This window comes from Blautia sp. Marseille-P2398, from assembly GCF_964240315.1.
GTDB classification, from domain to species: Bacteria; Bacillota; Clostridia; order Lachnospirales; family Lachnospiraceae; genus Blautia_A; species Blautia_A wexlerae.
In genome coordinates, this window is sequence record NZ_CAXSTD010000002.1 from 37,512 (window position 1) to 52,741 (window position 15,230).

Genomic DNA, 15,230 nt, shown 5'->3' on the forward strand with positions numbered 1-15,230 from the left:
CTTCCCACTCTATACTCTTCTTGCTGGAACTCCTACAAGTGTAGCTCCTTCTTCCAAACAACTATGCACAACAACTGCACCCGCACCAATTTTACAGTTATCAGCAATTTGAATATCTCCGATTATTACTGCACCAAATCCAATATCAACATTTTTACCAATAACTGGCGCTCCTCCACTTTTTCCATCATTTCCAATACAATTATTACCATGCAGACAGCATCCTTGACCTATTGCAGCATTACCATTTATGATAATTGTTCCGTGATGATAAATCGTAATCCCTGGTTCAAAAACAGTTGCTCCAATATAAAAACCAATTCTGTTTCCAATCGTATTTTTTCTTCTTGCCCAATATAGTCTCAAAAGTCTACCAAGCTTATTATTTTTTGAGATATAATATTGTTCATGGCGTAAGCAATACATATACTTTTTTATTTGAACCAAATGATCATTGGTTCTTTTCATAAACAAATCATTTTGGGTATCGTAATACTTGCGATCCATGTCGATTGCGTCTTTCATTTCTTTTCTACTTTTGATAATATACAAGTTTGTCACCTCCTAATTTAATCATCCTCTGCATAATTTGTACTTTTCCCTATAAACATTAACAATGCTAAAACAATCAAGAAATAACTACCAAGTGTTATTTCTACCATAGAAATGACAATAAATGTATACAACAGCGCCATATATGATTTGCTATATCTGTCCTTTTGCTTTATCATTGCAATGCACATTATCGTTAAAATTAGAAAGGATCCTACAATTCCATATGAAACAATAATATCAGCCAGACCATTCTGAGTATTGCCTCCCCTAGCAACCGTATACGACATAATATGGTTATTCTCTGCTCCGAAACCAAACCACGGATTCATCATCAAAAGTTTTAGAACATTTTGATATATCGTCATTCTACCAGTAAGTGTTGTATCTTCATGCAAAAAATCAACAATAAAACTATTTATGGGTCCCCACGTTAGAATAGCTGAATTAATAAACAAAAGTGAATCGCAAAACAGAATCAATACAATCGCTACAATGGGATTCAAAATTATTTTTTCAAACTTTTCCTGAAATAAATAGAGCACTGCAAACAAAACACATGCAACCGCAGCAGTCGTGCATGTCGATGTTATTGCAATAAAAAATGCTATCCCCCATAAAACGATTAATGTTGTATTTACTTTCTTTGCTTTCTCTTCACGCATATTAGCATATAATGCAACTGAAAATATATGTAAATATGATAAGTTGAATTTGTTTCCTAACAGCAAATTGCCTTTATCCTGTCCAATAACCCCAGTAGAAAAGCCATGTACATCTGCAATAAAACAATAAATCAGCGTACAAGCAAGCAAAACTCGTATAGCAGTTTTTTCCTCTCTTACCTCACAGGCATATTCCAAAGCAATAAATGGTGCAACAGTTTTAACAACAGCAAATATAATATTAATCAAACCGTATCCCGACAAATCCCTATTCATCCATGACGAATATCCCACGCTAACGCTCAAAAGAATTAAAATGATATTTATCAAACAGTTTTCTTTTTTTATAAACGCATTTATATTAATGAAAACAAGACCAATTAACGCAATCGCAGCGTAACGTTGGATTTTCAAAAATCCAACAAAATATTCCTCTTTGAATGCTATGAATGACAGATGAAACATCAACACCGTCATTATAAATGTGATAAGTTGTTTTTTTCTTACAACCATGCACATCCTCCTTACTCCACCTACTATTATGTGTTTAACTGTTCTTTTTCTTTCCAACAAATATCCGGAAAAAAATCCATTCCTGCTTGAAAATAAATGCTAATAAATATAAAATCCTTTTGGGTTTCTTAGCAGTTTTCAACTGCTTTCTTGCAATGGTTTGAACTTCGTTCATACCACAAATTTCTTTTACCCTTACTCTTCCATCTGCTACCGAGTGATTTTCTGTCTTCCTGTATTCATTAGGAAAGCATGTACCAAAAATCAACTGCCATAAAAACATATTTTGAAACTCATCTATGTGTTTATTCCTTACATGACTGTTCTCAATAAATATCATAAATGATCTATATAAGCTCACATATTGCTTTGGAAGCGATTCACGATACTTTTGGGTAAGACTTCCAAATCGCAAATCATAATAATAGCAAGCGTCATTTACAGCATACACTTTCTTTGCAAAAGAAAGTGCTTCCAGATTAAATAAAAAGTCTTCACTTCCCACTTTACGTTCAGAAACAAAAGTTAAATTATTCTCTATTAGAAAATCTCTTCTATAAATATGTGACCAAGCTGAAAGCACATATGAATTTACCGATTTAAGTGCCTCTTTCATTAATAAATCAATATCCTCCACGGAATCGTAGGAACCCTCCTGAAGAATATTCTTACATAATGTTGTTTTTCCATCCACATGACGATAATAGTTAAACTTAACAATATCTGGTACTTGAGACGCTCTCCCAATATCGCCAATTGCTTTCGTCGCTATTACTTCAAGAAACGTAGGGGTAACCCAGTCATCAGCATCACACATATGAATAAACTGACCTTTTGCTTCTGCTATTCCTGCGTTTCTTGCACTGGATAATCCACCATTCGCTTTATGAATACACTTTATAAAATCGTATTTTCCAACATAAAAATCCGCTATTTCACCAGTACGATCTGTAGAACCATCATCCACAATAATTATTTCGTAATCTGTGAAACTTTGTGCCAGAAAGGATTTAACACATCTATCGAGATATTTTTCAACATTATAAGAAGGCAAAATAACTGAGAAAAATGGTGTCATTATATCTTTCCCCCTTTAATTTAAATTTTCTTCAATCAGCTGAATATATTTATTAATTTCTTCTTCATTTCCTGTTTTTTCTTTTTTCAAATTCTCAACAAGCTGATTTCTTAATTGCTGATTTTCACTAAGTTGCATTAGGCCCTCTGCAACACTTTCTCCGTTCATCGATACAATTAGTCCGTTTTCTCCATTATTGATTGAAGCCCCAACCGTTGCATAATTTGTTACTAAAATAGGCTTATTGAGTATTTTTGCTTCATCTAATGCAATTGATTTTCCTTCGTATCGGGATGTCTGTGCGAAAATATCGCAACCAGCAATATATGGATAGGGATTTTCCTTTATACCGACAAGTTTTACCTCTTTTACAAGTTCATTTGTCTTGATTAGTCTTTCTAATTCCGCTCTTAGTTCTCCTTCCCCCAGTATATACCAAACAAACTCTATTCCCTGCTTCTTTATTTTTGCGGCTGCATCAATTGCAATTTCATATCCTTTTTGTGGAGCTAGTCTTCCAATAGATACAATCTTTAGTCCCTCATACTGGAAAAAGTCATCCTCTGGGACCAACTTTGCAGCATTCCGAATTGTTTCTGGTGAAGAAATATTTTCAAGCACAAGAGCCTTTTTTCTAAGATCCGGATAAACTCTGGCAAAACTATCAACGCAATCCTGAGAAATGGTTACAACTCGATCCGCTTTTTCATAATAATTTCTCTCATAATCATAGTTTACATCCAACTTTTCAAATTCATTATGAATCCAAAGAATCTTCTTTTTAGCCGTAACCTTATCAATCACATAATAGTTTGTCGGGCCATTCATGTAAGAAATTGCCAAGTCATATCTTTTTTTGAGCTTTGGCAGATGCTTTCCCCATAATTCCCATCTTTTCTCGTTCCAACTTAGATTTTTGCATAAAAATCTTGATTTTATTTGCCAACTTGCTTGATTTATCAAGTCTCGGCCATTACACACTTTCTTTCTACGCAAGCTCATGGGCGTGGCAAAGTTTTCCAGTTCGTACTGATTGTTTAAAAAATGGACTGTGCTTGGAATCTGCTTCATGTACATTCCGTTAGGATTTGCGACAATTAAATCGACATTCCATCTATCTTTTGGTAATCGATTCAAAAAAGAGATAAGGCTCTTTTCCGCACCTCCACATCCCATTCCATAACAAACAATCAATACATCTTTCATTTTTTTCTCCTATCTACTTATGTCATTTTGTTACCGCTATCGTGTGCTTTTTCTTAAGTTTCCTGATATATTTTATTGTACCTGTCGAATACAAAAATTTCTTTGCTTTCTCAATTGCATAATCTTTAATCGTAATTGGTGCAACCTGATTAAGTGCTTTATTAATTGGCATTTCTGCTGCTAAGCTATAAAACTCATCCCGCTTTTCATTTGCTTTTGCACTGTTTCTAACCATGATTCCATTATATTGAACCAGTTCTTCTGCATCTATAGAAAAACATTCAACTTTTGATGCAATCCCTTCCATAACTTTCTTACCTTTTTCAGAATGCACAAAAATTGAAGAGTATCCCTTATCATCGTCTTCCCTTCCGGTCAATTTTGCGTATTCATAACAATCAAAAATTGTGATATCGCTCGGACGTTCCAATTCTTTAAATGCACAATACGCACACGATGGTCTCGAAGCCAATTCACTGACAAAGGACTTCATGTAAGGATCCACTCGCCCTGAGCCATAGTAGGTCTTTCCATTATCAAAATCAATTTTCATCGTTGTCGTATGATATCCATACGTTTTATGTTTGAACCGTGCTCCTACCATTTTGCTGTTGAATTTTTCTTCCATAAAATTCACATAGTTTCTCCACAATCCTGGTGAAGGAACACCACGACAGACAAAATCTACACATAGTAGGTTCTCAGGTTTTTTCTTTAAGTAATGCAAAAGTCCGGCAATTTGACATGGAGATCCTGTGAACATCACATACGCTCCATCTAGCAATTCTTTTTTTATTCTTTCAAACGTATTTCCAAGCGTAGATTGAACAAACTTTGACCCTCTCATTTCCTGAAGCTGAGCAGTCGTTGTTGCTCTTTTACAAATGACATTCATCATTTCATCGTAGCCTGTTCCATAAACTACGCCGCCATTATGCAGCACATATTCTGCCAGAGCTGTGAACCCACCCCCGGATGTACTTTCAAAAAGAACATTATTGTTTTTGATTCTCAGAATAAATCCTTTCGTCTGTTCAGGATTCTTTTCTACTTTATTAATAATAGGACAAGTTGCATCACATATTCCGCAATCCACACATTTTTTCTGATCAATCACAGGATATAGAAAGCCTTCTTGATCTGCTTGCATTGCAATTGCTTTTTTAGGACATGCGTTATAGCAAGCCGTACAACCACAACAATCTTTTTTATCTTTAATTGTAATCACCTGTCCTCATCTCCCTTATTTCAAATTTTCCAATACCTTTAAATAGTAGTTTTGAAAGTATCTTGCAACATCTTTTTCGTCAAATCCTGCCCGCTTTAATTCTTCACAGCGAGAATATCTTTTAAATCCGCGGAAATTCAGGATTTCCCGAACCCATTCTGCCTTATCATCTGAAAGAGGAAGGTATTTTACACAGTTTGTGACACCAACTTCCTTTGTAATTGTATCAGCAAGAATTACAGGCAATCCTGAAGCTTGTGCTTCGACACCAGCCACTGGCAGCCCTTCACAGAATGATGGCATTACAAAAACGTCGATTGCTTGATACATTTTAGGCATTTCATCCGTTGTTCCCATAAACCGGACACTGTCTTCTAGATTCATTTTTTTAACTTTGTCCTGAATTTTCTTATACAATTCGCCATCTCCAAAGAGCAATAGAACTGTATCCGGGCATTTACTATGAAGTGCAGAAAACATTTCTATTAAATACTCATGATTCTTCTGTATATTAAATCTCCCGGCATGTCCAATTACAAATTTGTCTTCCACACCTAATTTCTTTCTCATTTCTTTCCTGAGAGATACATTATAAGAAAATTTTTCCAGTGCTATACCATTAGGAATAAACTTATACTTCTGATTTTTTACAATACTCTTCGGGAATGAAAACTGTGCTGCCAACGATGAACACGCCCAAAATTCATCAACAAAAACGGGCATAAATAGTTTGAATATTTTTGACATCGCCACTGAGATTTTATTTCGATATACAGCGTTTCCTGCATTATGACTATGAAATGTAACATGCTTTACTCCCGCCAATTTTGCAATAAAGACCGTTGTCATATCCGAAGCGGGACCACCATTTAAATGTAATACCTTTATGTCATTGTCTTTAAAAACCCGGTATAATCTATACCATCGAACAAAACCTCTATGCCATTTATTGCTTATCTCATCCGCAGATGCAATTAATTTTTGAGACCCCATTTTGATAACGACATCTTCCAAATCCTCATGTCGATCATGTAAAACAAGATAATCAAAATTAATTTTCTCTCTATCTATATTTTTTTGAATGTTGATCATCATTGATGTAATGCCACCAACCCCCAAAGGAGCTGTAACTAAAATATGTTTTGCTTGGTTCACGATTTATCCTCCCGCAATTTTCCTCTGTTTTATGGCAGCATTTATTCAATTATACTCAGCCCATGAATGCTGCATTAATATACTGATCTGTTTTTTGTTTCAATTTCGCCAATTTACAATAAACTTTTTCGTAATCAATATTTTTCTGAATAGTTGAAATATCTCCTGAAAATCTTCTATCACTAACACCAAGATTTTGACAGAGAGAATCTATTCTGGAGTTTTTCGATGTTGCACTTGTGTTTGCATAACGATTAAAAATCATAAATCTCTTTTCATTGATGATAGAGAAACACGTTCCGTGAAAGGAATCCGTACAGACGTACTCTGCACCACGTAACAAATTCAGAAAGCGATCCGGTGCAACATCGTATGGCGCATAATCACCAAAGCTCTCATCATCCTCAACATACTGATCCATATGACGCAAAGCCACTATTTTAAGGCCTGTTGATTCCGCTAATTTCCGAACCTGTTTTCTGTATTCTGGATTCGCACCCAAAAAATACGCAAAAATATATGGCTCATCCATTTCCTTTTTTATTGGAATCAGCTTTTCCCACTGCTCTTTATCAAAGTTAAAAACAGGGTCCAAAATCACCGGGGCATCCAATCCTGTTAGTTCTTTTACTATTTCGCTTCCACGGTTTTCTCTCATGCTGATATAGTCTAACCGTTTTAGAAAATCTGCTGTTCTTTTTTTCTGATACCATGGAATTTGACCAACACCAAAACTTGAAGCATACGAGATTTTCCTAATATGATTAGGAACAAACATCAAATTATAAAAATTTGTAGGCAATCCCGCTGGTGACCAAAGCTGATCACTTCCGGTTACAACTGCATCATATCGTTTTGCCCCTTCACACAGACCTTTATATCCACAAAACTCCGGAGATAATTTTGTAAAAGCTTTATTCTTAAATTGTTCAAAAGCCTTCATCCGAACTGCATCATTCTTTGCAAATTCCGGATGTTTTTTCATTCCCTGCTTTTTCAAAAAAGCTTCATATTTATCATTCAGAAGTACTCCATTCAATAACCGTGGAACAGATCTTATCTTTTCCGTTATTGTAAGTTTCTTCTTATATCTTATTAATTCATAATCAATTCCACGAGATTCAAGCATTTTAACTGTTGCGAATGCTTGTAGCATTCCACCATAATTCTCATGAAAGTACTTAATACACACACCTATCATTTAACTCTCTCCTGTTCACGCAGCAAATTCTTATAGATGTTTTTCATCTGCTGATGAGAAATATCCAGTCTAAATTCTTCTGCTTTTTCTACGCATGCCTTCCGCATCGAAAACCTTGCTTCTTTATCACTAAGTAACTGGATTTTATCTGCAAAGGCATCCGCATCCCTAGGAGAGCACAGGTATCCAGTTTGGCCATCTATAACGTAGTCTTTAATTCCCTGTACGTTGCTCCCAACCACAGGCACTCCAGATGCCAAAGCCTCAATTCCAGCTAATCCAAGGCCTTCACGCAATGACGGAAGAACTGCGATGTCTGCACATCTATTTATTTCTGGAATATCTTTTCTGAATCCCAAGAAGATTACTCTCACATTTTTTTCTTCTGCATATTTTTTCAGAAAATCATATGTTCCCGAATTACTCATAGCCTTCCCACAAATCAAAAATACATAGTGTTTGTCATTAATTTTTGACAAGGCTTCAATGATAACTTTATGGTTTTTTCGAGTAGACAATTCCCCAACTTCCAGAATTGCAATATCACTTTCTGAAAGCCCCAGTGACTCTCGATACCTATCTCTGTCTATTTGACATTCATGGTATCTTGACGTATCTACTCCAACGCCATTGATATGATAGACATTTTTACATGCCATCTTTTTCATTTGAGTATAATCTTCTTTATTAATTGTTATAATCCCATCCGTCATCCATGAACAAAACCACTCTACACCGCCATAGACGATTTTTGTCTTTAATGAAGACCCCTTCGGAAAAGTTAATCCATGCGTAGTATAAACTACTACACATCCTTCTTTTCTCTTGCGTCTTGTAGCAATTCTAACAATTGCTCCCGGAATAGGCGTGTGGACATGAACAAAATCAAAATGATATCTATTCAGTAATTCTTTATACTGTTTATATGCTGTAAGACTTTCTTTGCTTACTGGAGATGTTGATGAAAAATCGATCTGATGAAACGTAACTCCAATAGATGCAAATCGCTCTTTAGGTACAAAAGTAGAAACTGAATTTCCGTTTGCTGCACAATGTACTTCATATCCCATTTCTTGCAACAGCTTCATATCCGGAATCAAAAATCCGTTTAGAAATCCACCTGTTGCCGCTACTATTAGTGCTCGTTTCATCTCTCTCTCCTTTTACTTTTCCATCTGCTGTGCGATATCGGCATCCACAATTTCCTCGCCGGTCTTATGTTTCAGCTGCTCTTTACTTGCTTCACTCAGACCGTTATTGATCACACAGTTCATGTCGCAGGTGCTGCACTTATCGAGTTCCTCTTTGGTGACTTTGCCATCACGATAGTCACGGCAAATCTTCAGTTCATACATGCTGTACGGATGTTTGGTGAACAGAGCTTTGAACTTATGAACCAGAACCCAGGTAGCAGGCTTCCAAATGTACTTGTGCATAGCAGGACTTACACTACCAATCATCCAGCAATCACGGTCGCAGCAGCGAACCTTTGCACGAACCTTCTCTGCTTCCGGGCTGTTCCACAGCTCGTCCCAAGTCTGGTTGTTCAGGTTGCCCATGACCTCTTTGTCCTTGGTGCCATTGCAAGGCATAACATCGCCATACGGATCGATGAAGAAGGTATCGAAACTCATATCGCAAGGCAACAGACGCTTCTGGCCGTAGATGTAGTTGATCAGGCCGTGATTAAAGTATGCACGGAACCACTTCTTCGGGCTATTGCTGCGGAGCAGTTCGTTGACCAGATTTTCAAAGTTCTTTGCGACCATCGGACGGTCGTGGATGATGTTCTTTGCTTCAACAAAGTAGAAGCTGTTATGCAGAGAAGCCGTAGCAAACTCCATGCCCATCTCATCGGAAATCTTGTACAGAGGAACCAGGTCAGGAGCATTCTTGTCCTGAACGGTCATACCAAAACCGACATCCTTCATGCCCATTTCACGCAGCTTCTTCAGTGTGCCGTAACCACGCTGGTAGCCGTTCTGCAGGCCACGAATCTCATTATTGGTCTGCTCCAGACCCTCGATAGAGATACGAATACCGATCTGCGGGAACTCCTTACACAAATCAACGATACGATCTGTGAAGAAACCGTTCGTGGAAATAACGATACGGTCAGACTTCTTGTACAGTTCACGCACGATATCTTTCAGGTCAGTACGGATGAACGGCTCGCCGCCGGTGATGTTTGTGAAGTACATCTTCGGTAGCTTCTTAATGGTCTCGATGCTGATTTCCTCTTCCGGTTTAGAAGGTGCCTTATAACGGTTGCACATAGAGCAACGAGCATTGCAACGATAAGTGACGATGACCGTACCATTTAACTTCTTTTCTTCAGACATAATTAACTCTCCTATTATTTACTCTCTCTTTTATGAATGTTCAGATTTTATTTAAGGACCTCTCAGCACATGTTAGTAATAAAATCAGACAGTGTAGATAACCATAACAACTGTAAATATGTATACTCCGCATAAAAAGGAAAACGAGGTTTGTGAAAGATGGTATCAACCGTTCAAACACAAATCCTCCTCATTCATCTTTTTCGTTTTAAACGACATGTATCCAAGCATTACCAGTAATATCACATGTTCTCATTTCAACGATTCACTCATATGTGTCTTTGATTCTCACAGTTTTTTATACTACATTCCATATTTTTCAAAAAAAGCATCCGTCCGTAACCGTTCCGATCGAATTACACTATATACTTTTTCGTAGTCAATGGGTCTCTTCATCTTTTCAGAAATACACGCGGCATCCCCTGATGTGACCATCCGATCTTCCAAGTGCAACATCGACATCAATGAATAGAATCGATCATTTTCAGCAGCACCCGATCCCTTCTGCACAAAGAACAAAAATTGCTTTTTAAAAATGATGCAAAACAGCATTCCATGATATGTATTTGTAAAGATACAGTTAGCATTTTTATAAAGGCCAAGCCATTTCTCAACAGTTGGAAAAATCGGATTTTCATTCAAAAACAATGTGTAATTAGACGGAGAAGTTACTATTAACTTCATATTTTCATCCGCTGCATATCTCTTTATTTCATCAAATGAAACATTCTTTTTATCTCCAAGATTCAAGAAATAACAATAGCAATAATTTTTTTCTTCAATGTTTGCATATGGATATTCATCCATATCAAGCAAAAGCGTTGGATCAAGAACTTGAACTACTTCTTTATCCACGATTGACTCGACCATATTAACTGCGGTCTTTTCTCGCACACTAATACCATCGAATCTGTTCAGCCACGGCTTGATTTTTTCAGCTATTTCTTTTGGTAAAGAGGTTCTGCCAAAGCTTGCAGCGTATGAAAGTTTGATTGCCTCATCTGGAGCATAATTCAAGAATCTACTTCCCGTTGGATTTCTCCAGATTTGATCACTCCCCGCAATAAAGCAGTCTGCCTTCGGACAATTTTTATACATTGCCTTTTCCGAAATATAACCCTTCGTGGATACAGCAATATTGTCCTTAATAAATCGTCCCATTTCAAACTGTGCAACTGCCTTGGCACAGAAAGGCTTAAACCATTTAATGTTTTTCAGCCTTTTCAGAATCAAAACCGGATTGGCACGATAGTCCCTTAAATGTTCTGGATCATGTCCCCTTTTTTTCAAATACTTCTGTAATGCATAACACTGTAGGGTTGATCCGTAATTGATATTTGTCCGAATATAACTATATGTGGAATTAATTGATATTTTCATTTTAATCACTCTCCCGATAACAGTTTTCTTAAAAATTTCATTCGATAAATCTGAACTCTCAGCTTATCTGGAATATGCGTCTTAATCATATTCTTCGCCGCATAGACCGTTCTTTTCTTTCCAACTGTATCGTTATAGTTTTCTTCTATTTTTTTGTATCCCTCCATATAGTAGTTTTCTAATACAGCATCACGCGCTTTACCACGTTTTGATGGCTTTAAAAGATTCGAGTTATGTCGTGTTATAGAAGCCAGATCTACTTCATACATAACCATCTTTTCCTGCAATTTAGACAAATACTGCATTCCCTTCTCAGTATTAACCATCATGCAGTTAATGCCTTTTCGGATTGAAAGTGCGGGGGCATTTCTTACTATAAATTCCGGATGTTCTATTTCTATAGCCCAGTAATCGCCAAATGTAAAATCGCTCACTCTGTTAGTATTTGACATTTCACAGCTGAAGCAATTCTCACGCGAAATATCTCCTCTCAAATAGTGTATTTCATGTGAGCCTCCTTCTTTTGGAAAACGCTTGATTTTGATTTTATTCTTATCGCCATTTTCATAGTAGGAATAACAGAAATTGCTTCCCCAGCCAGCTTTTTTATCTCGGAATATATAATCTGTTATTATAATATTCTGTTCTTTTTCAATTTCTCTTAAATAGTCATTGAATATTGTTTTTGATGTTACTCCGTGGCATATTACATCTGCAATAATCAGATTTTCATATTCGTGGTTCAAAAAAGACTTCAGTCCTAATGCTTGGCAGGGAGTCCCACCAAAGAGAACCAGTTTGCCATTTTCTAAATCTTTTTTGATTTGCTGATATGTTGTTCCTATATGGCTAAGAATATATTTTGAATTCAGGATAGATTGAAGTTCATCTACGTTTGTCACCCGAATATGATTTGCTCTATACTCGCCATTTATCATTTCTCCGGCACAGCCATAGCAAACTCCACCTGTTTCAAGAACAATTTCTGCCAACATTTGAAATGCTGCTCCTGAAGCTGAACGTTTCAGTTTTTCAGCATCCCTTGATTGCCCTGCATAGCATTTGATTGGACTGTGCCGTTCTATTTGCATTCTCCTAGCACACACTTTGGTACATAAGCCACAATCGACACATTTGTCATCGTTAATGACTACTTTTTCATATCCATATTTATTTACGCCAATACCAATAGCGTTTTTAGGACATGCATTTGCACAGGCCATACACGCCGTACACTTTTCCTCACAACAAATAGTGCCTTTCACTTTTTTCTCCTACCTATAAACCTTCATAATTTTCTCGTAATACTCATCAATGGTATCGAAGCTAATGTCCTTGCAGTTCGCACTGTACTCCGCACACAGCTTCTTATCACCCCAGAGCTTCTCGATCTTCTTCTTCAGATCTTTGGCATTACCGCTCTCAAACAGTTCGCCGGTCTTGCCAACCTGAATCAACTCCGGGATACCACCTATCTCAGCTCCCAGCACCGGTGTGCCATACATCTGGGATTCCATCACGGAGAACGGGCAGTTCTCGTACCACTCAGAAGGATAAATGGAGAACCGTGCCTCTCGGATCAGCTTCTCCAGTGCCTCACCTTTCTGGAAGCCAACGTTCTTGATGTTCTTAATACCATTTACTGTCTCTTCCAGCGGGCCAGTACCGGCAAAGATGAATTGCACATCCGGCAGTTCCTTACAGACCTTAATAAGTGTGCCGATGCCCTTTTCCTCCGAGAAGCGGCCGAAGTAGAGGACGTAATCCTTCTTCGGAGTCTCTTTCCACTCCACCTTATCGATAAAGTTGTGCATTGCCACGGTCTTTGTTGCAAACAGAGGATTGCTGTCCATCTTGCTCTTCATGAACTCCGAGCAGCAGATCATGGTGTCAATGTACTTGTAGGTGCCCTTCCACTTCCAGAACTCAGCCTCCATCATACCGATGGCAGATTTCGCCGTGGAACCGTGAATGCACTTGTCTTTCATGCAGTTCACGAAATGGCCGCCGAGGCACTTCTCACAGTTCTGGTGAGTATTCGGATTGTTCAGCATGTGGTTCGGGCAGACCAGCTGGTAGTCATGTGCCGTGAAGATGATCTTACAATCTCTTCCGGTCTCCTTGCGCCACTTCACGATTTCCAGAATGATGGAAGGTGTCAGCTGGTAGTTAAAGTTGTTCAGGTGACAGACATCCGGCTTGAAGTCGTCCAGAACTTTCCGCAGCTGCACTCTTGCTTCTTTGCTGTAGATGGTCTTGATCGGGTAAGTCAGCTTGCTCAGTTTGCTGCCGCCGTGGAAGTCCATATCAGATGTATAAGCATTGACACGGTTGCCCACGCAGCGGCCTTCGTGTTCCATACCGAAGTACTGAACCTCGTGTCCATGCTGCTCCAGTGCCTCACCCAATTTGAATATATACGTCTCACTTCCGCCGTTTCGGTGCAGAAATTTATTCAAAATCAGCGTCCTCACGTTGTATTTCTCCTTATTCTATGTTCTATTTCACTGCCTCTGTTCAGATGAAACACTTCCAATGTGTTGTTCATAAACCAGAGTGCTCCATACAAACGCAGGTAGTGATACTGAAAGTTCTTATGATAAAATCATCTGCTGTTACTGAACTGAGGTAGCGAGATTAAAACTGCTCTCGCAGCTCTACTCATCTCTCAAAAAGTTCCGTAAATACGCTATTTTCACAACGTTTTCACTATGTACATCTCACTACCTGCGTTCGGTTAGAGGAGATTATTTATTATCAATACTCTCATTTATCATTTTTCCTATACAGTTTCATCGTTTCATTTATAACAGCATCCCAGTTGTATTTTTTGCAGATAAAGTCAGCTGCCTGCGCTTTCATCTCCTTAACTTTTTCTGGATAATCACAGGCATGTTGTAACTTTTCTCTAAGTTCATCCACATCCGATTTTTTGAAAATCAATGCCTTATCTTCCACAACCTCAGCGCACTCTGGAATATCAGAAACCAAACAGCAATTGCCATAACTCATAGCTTCTAGCAGGCTCAACGGCATTCCCTCCAGATCAGAAGGTAATGTGTAGATATACGCATTGCTATATAATTCATCAAGCATCTGCCCCTGAACAAATCCGGTAAAAATGATTCTATTATCATCCTTTGCCAGCTCTTTCAGTTCCATCATAAAAGAATCCGTATCACTAGAGCCACCAGCAATAACCAATTTTTTATCTGTTTTGACATCCTTGAACGCTTCAACCAAATACCGGATACCTTTTTCCGGTACCAGTCGACCAAGAAATAATATGTAGGAATCTTTCGTCAGTCCAAATTTTTCTGTTATTAAACCAGCTTCTCTGGTTTTTGGTCTGTTCACACCATTCGGAATGAAATGTGTCTCCCTGCCATAGGTATCTCTGAAATAATCCTGAACACCTTTACTCAGAACAATGATTTCATCTGCATACTTTACAGCATTCTTTTCACCCTGCCGGATGAATTTAGAGCCAAATCCTGACTTCCATTTTTCCCGTTGCCAGTCTATACCATGAATGGTAACCACAACCCTCTTTCCAAACATCTTAGGTAGCCATGAGAAAAAAGCCGGACCTTCTGCATGGATATGAACCACATCATATTTTCCAAAAGCACTGTACAAAGCCGCAAAGAAAGAGGAACTCACCGCTGCAAGACCTTTTCTTTCAATGGTTGGAACAAATTTCTGTCGGATTCCATCATATTCAATTTTATTGTCATACTCTGCACCACTCACGTGATGACCAGATCTGTTGTAACAGGTAACCTGACATCCATCTCGTGCCATTCTGGTGCACAGTTCTTTTACAACAATCTCTATCCCACCCTCTCGGGACAGTCGTTTTTGTCCGAACATGGACACTGCAAATCTATCTTTCATAATATTCTCCAAC

Annotated in this window: 13 protein-coding genes; all 13 read right to left on the reverse strand. The window is 38.0% G+C overall.

What is annotated here, in order from left to right:
* Positions 1–9: 9 nt before the first annotated feature.
* The gene (locus tag ACESZG_RS02825; RefSeq protein ID WP_368210972.1) at positions 10–552 is read right to left on the reverse strand and encodes a serine O-acetyltransferase; all 543 of its coding nucleotides are present in this window, start codon (positions 550–552) and stop codon (positions 10–12) included.
* Positions 553–569: 17 nt separating this feature from the next.
* Positions 570–1,730 (reverse strand): O-antigen ligase family protein, encoded by a 1,161-nt coding sequence (locus tag ACESZG_RS02830; RefSeq protein ID WP_368210971.1) that lies wholly within the window; start codon positions 1,728–1,730, stop codon positions 570–572.
* A gap of 34 nt (positions 1,731–1,764) precedes the next feature.
* Positions 1,765–2,808, reverse strand: coding sequence for a glycosyltransferase (locus tag ACESZG_RS02835; protein WP_211133441.1), 1,044 nt, complete (start codon positions 2,806–2,808; stop codon positions 1,765–1,767).
* 15 nt (positions 2,809–2,823) lie between these two features.
* Positions 2,824–4,014: a glycosyltransferase gene (locus ACESZG_RS02840; RefSeq protein WP_173741940.1), complete on the reverse strand. Its 1,191-nt coding sequence runs from the start codon at positions 4,012–4,014 to the stop codon at positions 2,824–2,826.
* A 22-nt stretch (positions 4,015–4,036) separates the two neighbouring features.
* The gene (locus ACESZG_RS02845) at positions 4,037–5,242 is read right to left on the reverse strand and encodes a Coenzyme F420 hydrogenase/dehydrogenase, beta subunit C-terminal domain (RefSeq protein WP_368210970.1); all 1,206 of its coding nucleotides are present in this window, start codon (positions 5,240–5,242) and stop codon (positions 4,037–4,039) included.
* Positions 5,243–5,257: 15 nt separating this feature from the next.
* Positions 5,258–6,397, reverse strand: a complete 1,140-nt coding sequence (locus ACESZG_RS02850) for a glycosyltransferase (protein WP_211133443.1) — start codon at positions 6,395–6,397, stop codon at positions 5,258–5,260.
* A 55-nt stretch (positions 6,398–6,452) separates the two neighbouring features.
* Positions 6,453–7,598: a polysaccharide pyruvyl transferase family protein gene (locus ACESZG_RS02855; RefSeq protein WP_211133444.1), complete on the reverse strand. Its 1,146-nt coding sequence runs from the start codon at positions 7,596–7,598 to the stop codon at positions 6,453–6,455.
* Positions 7,595–8,749: a glycosyltransferase family 4 protein gene (locus tag ACESZG_RS02860; RefSeq protein ID WP_211133445.1), complete on the reverse strand. Its 1,155-nt coding sequence runs from the start codon at positions 8,747–8,749 to the stop codon at positions 7,595–7,597. Before ACESZG_RS02860 ends, ACESZG_RS02855 begins: the two co-directional genes overlap by 4 nt.
* Positions 8,750–8,761: 12 nt before the next feature.
* Positions 8,762–9,940, reverse strand: a complete 1,179-nt coding sequence (locus ACESZG_RS02865; protein ID WP_173741935.1) for a radical SAM protein — start codon at positions 9,938–9,940, stop codon at positions 8,762–8,764.
* 303 nt (positions 9,941–10,243) lie between these two features.
* Positions 10,244–11,320 carry a polysaccharide pyruvyl transferase family protein gene (locus tag ACESZG_RS02870; protein ID WP_173741934.1) on the reverse strand — a complete coding sequence of 359 codons (1,077 nt, stop codon included), beginning with the start codon at positions 11,318–11,320 and terminating at the stop codon, positions 10,244–10,246.
* 5 nt (positions 11,321–11,325) lie between these two features.
* The gene (locus ACESZG_RS02875) at positions 11,326–12,585 is read right to left on the reverse strand and encodes a Coenzyme F420 hydrogenase/dehydrogenase, beta subunit C-terminal domain (RefSeq protein ID WP_173741933.1); all 1,260 of its coding nucleotides are present in this window, start codon (positions 12,583–12,585) and stop codon (positions 11,326–11,328) included.
* A gap of 9 nt (positions 12,586–12,594) precedes the next feature.
* Positions 12,595–13,794, reverse strand: coding sequence for a glycosyltransferase (locus ACESZG_RS02880; protein WP_173741932.1), 1,200 nt, complete (start codon positions 13,792–13,794; stop codon positions 12,595–12,597).
* A gap of 292 nt (positions 13,795–14,086) precedes the next feature.
* Complete coding sequence (locus ACESZG_RS02885; protein ID WP_373217509.1) at positions 14,087–15,217, reverse strand: glycosyltransferase family 4 protein; 1,131 nt, start codon at positions 15,215–15,217, stop codon at positions 14,087–14,089.
* Between the last annotated feature and the right edge of the window lie 13 nt (positions 15,218–15,230).

What these genes read in the sequence shown, in the direction of transcription:
- ACESZG_RS02855 (WP_211133444.1), bottom strand. Translation starts at nt 7,598, where the DNA reads ATGATAGGTGTGTGTATTAAGTACTTTCATGAGAATTATGGTGGAATG.
- ACESZG_RS02830 (WP_368210971.1), bottom strand. Translation starts at nt 1,730, where the DNA reads ATGGTTGTAAGAAAAAAACAACTTATCACATTTATAATGACGGTGTTG.
- ACESZG_RS02870 (WP_173741934.1), bottom strand. Translation starts at nt 11,320, where the DNA reads ATGAAAATATCAATTAATTCCACATATAGTTATATTCGGACAAATATC.
- ACESZG_RS02860 (WP_211133445.1), bottom strand. Translation starts at nt 8,749, where the DNA reads ATGAAACGAGCACTAATAGTAGCGGCAACAGGTGGATTTCTAAACGGA.
- ACESZG_RS02840 (WP_173741940.1), bottom strand. Translation starts at nt 4,014, where the DNA reads ATGAAAGATGTATTGATTGTTTGTTATGGAATGGGATGTGGAGGTGCG.
- ACESZG_RS02835 (WP_211133441.1), bottom strand. Translation starts at nt 2,808, where the DNA reads ATGACACCATTTTTCTCAGTTATTTTGCCTTCTTATAATGTTGAAAAA.
- ACESZG_RS02865 (WP_173741935.1), bottom strand. Translation starts at nt 9,940, where the DNA reads ATGTCTGAAGAAAAGAAGTTAAATGGTACGGTCATCGTCACTTATCGT.
- ACESZG_RS02885 (WP_373217509.1), bottom strand. Translation starts at nt 15,217, where the DNA reads ATGAAAGATAGATTTGCAGTGTCCATGTTCGGACAAAAACGACTGTCC.